This is a genomic window from Arthrobacter sp. KBS0703 (assembly GCF_002008315.2).
Lineage (GTDB): Bacteria > Actinomycetota > Actinomycetes > Actinomycetales > Micrococcaceae > Arthrobacter.
In genome coordinates, this window is record NZ_MVDG02000007.1 from 1 (window position 1) to 3929 (window position 3929).

A 3929-nucleotide genomic window follows, 5' to 3' on the forward strand; every position below is an offset into this window, starting at 1 on the left:
TTAACCCGCCACCGCCGCCTTCGCCTCCTGCTTGGCCTGCATCCACTCGCTCAGCCACGGGGCCCGGACGCTCGACGTGATGCGGCAGTCGGCCACGAAGGTTCCTTTGGCGCCGGCGTCGATCCAGTCCTTGAGTGCGTCAAGGCTGTCTCTTATACACATCTAGATGTGTATAAGAGACAGCGCCAAGATCGACCGGAGCCGGCTGTCCCGCTGGGCTACGCGGGTGCTGGCCGGCGGGCGGCCAGGGAAGCCATGAGGGTCCTCGTCACCGGAGCAAGCGGGCTGCTCGGGGGAGAAGTTGCCAGGCTGCTGGTGCGCCAGGGCCATGACGTCACCACCTTCCAGCGCCGTCCGTCAGGGGTCGACGGCGCCACGGACTTCTGCGGGTCCGTCGCGGACGCTGAAGCGCTGCGGAAAGCAGTCGAAGGCGCGGAAGGAATCATCCACCTGGCAGCAAAGGTTTCTTTCGCGGGTCGTGCCGCGGAGTTCGATGAGGTGAATGTTGAAGGCACCCGCCGCCTGCTCCATGCCGCCCGTGCGGCCGGAGTGCGGGACCTGGTGTATGTGTCCTCCCCGTCCGTAGCCAATACCGGTGCCGCGATCGCCGGGCTGGGCGCGGAGCCGGCTGACCCGCAGCGTGCGCACGGTGACTACTCCCGCACCAAGGCCGAGGCTGAGCTGTTGGCGCTCGCAGCCGACGCTCCGGAATTCCGGGTCGCAGCCGTGCGGCCCCACATCGTCTGGGGCCCCGGGGACACCCAACTGGTGGAACGGGTCCTGGCACGTGCAAGCCGTCACCGCCTGCCGCTGCTCGATGCCGGTGCGGCCCTGATCGACACCACCTACGTGGACAACGCGGCCGCGGCCATCGTCGCCGCGCTGCACCGCATGGAACACGTGCACGGCAGGGCTGTGGTGGTGAGTAACGGCGAGCCGCGGCCGGTGGGGGAACTGCTGGCGGGCATCTGCGCCGCGGGAGGCGTCCCCGCGCCATCGTGGCACGTGCCCGGTGCGGTGGCACGGGCGGCGGGAGCCGTGGTGGAGAAGCTCTGGACCTGGGTTGGAAGGAAAGAGGAACCGCCGATGACCCGGTTCCTCGCCGAGCAGCTCTCCACCGCCCACTGGTTCGACCAGCGCGAGACCAGGGAACTCCTCGACTGGACCCCCGCCGTCTCGATCGACGAGGGGCTGGCGAGGCTGGCAGACGCCTACGCAGCGCGGGTGGGCCCTGCCCGCGTAGCGGTGGCGGAAACCGGACACCGCGCTGAACATCCTCCGGCACACCGCTTAGGTATCTGTCCGCCGTGACCCCGCGGGTTTAGCAATCCGCGGCCAAGGCGCCGGGCAGTTCGTCCAGGGTTGCCAAAGTGTAGTCCGGCTTCGAAAAATAGGCGGGGTACTGTGCTCCGGTGCGGTTGAGCCAGGCGGTGTGCAAGCCTGCCCGCGCGGCCCCGTGGATGTCCCAGGGGTGTACCGCCACCAGCAGCAGTTGCCCGGCCGGAACACCGAGGACGCCGCTGGCGTAGTGGTAGGAGGCGGGCGCCGGCTTCCAGGCCGGTGCATCCTCTACGGATAGCAGGAGGTCAAACTGGTCCCGGATCCCGCCGTCCGTGAACAGTTTCTCGGCGGTGCCAGTGGAGCCGTTGGTCAGTGTTGCCAGCCGGTAGCCGGCGTTCTTCAGTGCCCGTACGCCTCCGGGGACGTCCGGGTGCAGCTTCAGTCCGGACAGGGCGGTCATGATGTGTTGCACGGACTCCTCCGCGTCCCGGTTGAGTTCCTTTGCTGGAAGCAGCCCGCGCAGGGCTTCAGCCCCGATATAAGCAAACGCCTGCTTGTCCCCGGCGGCGGCAAGGGCGAAGCCGTCACGCAGCAGGCTGGCAAACCACACCTTCGCCAGCAGCGGAGGAGCACCCACGTCCGCAAACCGGTCCGCCAGGGGTGACATATCGGACAACGTCTCGTTGACGTCGAAGACTATTGCTGCAGGGTTTCCAGCCATGGTTTCCTCCCGGGTTCCGGCGCGATCCGCCTCTGCCATTGTGCCCGGACTGCCGCTCGAAGTGACAGTGTCGGATGGCCTGGGTTGTCGGCAGCTGCTGAACGTGAGCCTTCCCACTTTATTTTGAGTAGCTCGTGATAAGCCCTAAAGTTGAAACCAGGCCACCGTCGCCCTTGAGTACCGCACCGGTGAACATTCCCGGGCCAGCTGGGCATGCGACACAAGCCGCGGGCGCCCTTCTGCTTGAGCGGCACAAAAATCTGAACGGCTCTCATCCTGAAACCCCAAGGAGAACCCATGACTTTGCTGGCCGAACGCCCCGCAACCTCGCCATTGACCACCGAAACCGTTATCCCAGCCGCTGGCACCGCACCGCGTGGCGGTAGCTACGTGACTCGTCCTGCCGGCAGTCCCGCGGCCCGCTTTGAGGGCACGTATGTTGCCGTTGCCGGCAGCCGGAACCTCCCCCCTGTCACCCGTGGCAGCTATGCCACGGTGGACGGGCTCCCGACTGTTGACGCGAGTGTCGTCGAGGGCAACTTTGTAACACTTCCCGCGGCGGCTTAGACGCCCGGTGCCCCGGCGGGATTGCACCACCGAGGGTTGAGCAGGAGGCCGACGGCGACAGTCAGTGTCGTCGTCGGCCTCCTTTTTGGTTCTATCAGGGCGGGAGTCGGTGCTCGGCTAGCTCCCCAGGTCCAGCAGGGTTTCTCCTAGGTCCAGCAGGAATGCTGGCCGCCGCAGCCCCCGCCGCAGTCGGACACCACAACACCTTCCGCCCCGACGAACTTGGCAGCCGTTCTCGAGGGGAGCACCGCCAACTTACGCTGGACAGCCAGCAGCGATGACGTCGCCGTCGCTGGCTACCGCGTAACGCGCAATGGAACTGTCCTGCCAGGCACCGTAGCCGGCACGCTTCGCCGACCAGGGTCTCGCCGCCGGCACATAGACGTATTCGGTTACAGCCATCGACGGCGCCGGCAACGTATCGGGCCCGAGCAACAGCGCCTCAGTAACGGTCCCCGCAACGGAACCGCAGCCGCCGGACACCGCGGCCCCCAGCGTCCCGGCGGACCTATCGGCCATCGGCGAACGGCCACTACTCACGCACCAAGGCCGAGGCGGAGCTGCTGGCGCTGGCAGCGGACGCTCCGGAATACCGGGTCGCAGCCGTGCGGCCCCACATCGTCTGGGGCGCGTTCACGCCCGAACCGGCGATTGTGAGAATGTCCGACTTCAAGTCCAACGAGTACGCCAACCTCCTGGGCGGACCGGCCTACGAACCGCGCGAAGAGAACCCGATGCTCGGCTTCCGCGGCGCCTCACGCTACCTGGAGCCGTCCTTCCGTGACTGCTTCGACCTTGAGTGCGAGGACCGCGGGTCATCGAGCTGCTCGCCGAGAACGGGCTGCGCCGCGGCGAGAACGGCCTGGAAGTGGTCATGATGTGCGAGCTTCCCTCTAACTCGCTGCTTGCCGACGAATTCCTGGACTACTTTGACGGCTTTTCGATCGGCTCCAATGACATGACCCAGCTGGCGCTGGGCCTGGACCGCGACTCGGCGATCGTGTCCGCAGGTTTCGAAGAGCGCGATCCTGCCGTCAAGAAGCTCCTCAGCATGGCCATCAGGGCCTGCCGGGAACGCGGCAAGTACGTGGGCATCTGCGGCCAGGGCCCCGGCGACCACCCGGATTTCGCAGAGTGGCTGGTGGATCAGGGCATCGACTCCGTCTCGCTGAACCCGGACACCGTGGTGGACACCTGGCTCCGGCTCGCGGACGTCGCGGCCAACGCTTCCCCAAGAGCCTCAGCCGGAGCTGAGGCCGCGGCCGTGGCGGGGGCGCTCTGACCCACCAGCTGTCCTGACTCACGAGCCTGACTGGCCTGCCGCCGTCGGAACATATCCGACGGCGGCAGCCTGAGGTAG

The 3929-nt window shown here is 67.0% G+C and carries 4 protein-coding genes and 1 pseudogene; 2 read left to right on the forward strand and 3 right to left on the reverse strand.

From position 1 onward, the window contains the following. The gene (locus tag B1A87_RS23205) at positions 1-162 is read right to left on the reverse strand and encodes a hypothetical protein (protein ID WP_185982447.1); all 162 of its coding nucleotides are present in this window, start codon (positions 160-162) and stop codon (positions 1-3) included. 93 nt (positions 163-255) lie between these two features. Between B1A87_RS23205 and B1A87_RS22260 the strand changes: the two genes are divergently transcribed. Next, positions 256-1311 (forward strand): NAD(P)-dependent oxidoreductase, encoded by a 1056-nt coding sequence (locus tag B1A87_RS22260; RefSeq protein ID WP_078027683.1) that lies wholly within the window; start codon positions 256-258, stop codon positions 1309-1311. 10 nt (positions 1312-1321) lie between these two features. Here B1A87_RS22260 and B1A87_RS22265 read toward each other — a convergent pair whose 3' ends face one another. Both B1A87_RS22265 and B1A87_RS22275 read right to left on the reverse strand, forming a co-directional pair. Next, a complete protein-coding gene (locus B1A87_RS22265; protein ID WP_260680836.1) occupies positions 1322-2041 on the reverse strand; it encodes a haloacid dehalogenase type II in 720 nt (239 codons plus the stop codon). A gap of 783 nt (positions 2042-2824) precedes the next feature. Beyond that, on the reverse strand, positions 2825-3109 hold the full coding sequence (locus B1A87_RS22275) for a hypothetical protein (protein WP_185982326.1): 285 nt from the start codon (positions 3107-3109) through the stop codon (positions 2825-2827). Positions 3110-3198: 89 nt separating this feature from the next. Between B1A87_RS22275 and B1A87_RS22280 the strand changes: the two are divergent. Then, a pseudogene (locus tag B1A87_RS22280) lies at positions 3199-3851 on the forward strand (putative PEP-binding protein); the annotation flags it as partial. Positions 3852-3929 lie beyond the last annotated feature (78 nt).

What these genes read in the sequence shown, in the direction of transcription:
- B1A87_RS23205 (WP_185982447.1), bottom strand. Translation starts at nt 162, where the DNA reads ATGTGTATAAGAGACAGCCTTGACGCACTCAAGGACTGGATCGACGCC.
- B1A87_RS22260 (WP_078027683.1), top strand. Translation starts at nt 256, where the DNA reads ATGAGGGTCCTCGTCACCGGAGCAAGCGGGCTGCTCGGGGGAGAAGTT.
- B1A87_RS22265 (WP_260680836.1), bottom strand. Translation starts at nt 2,041, where the DNA reads ATGGCAGAGGCGGATCGCGCCGGAACCCGGGAGGAAACCATGGCTGGA.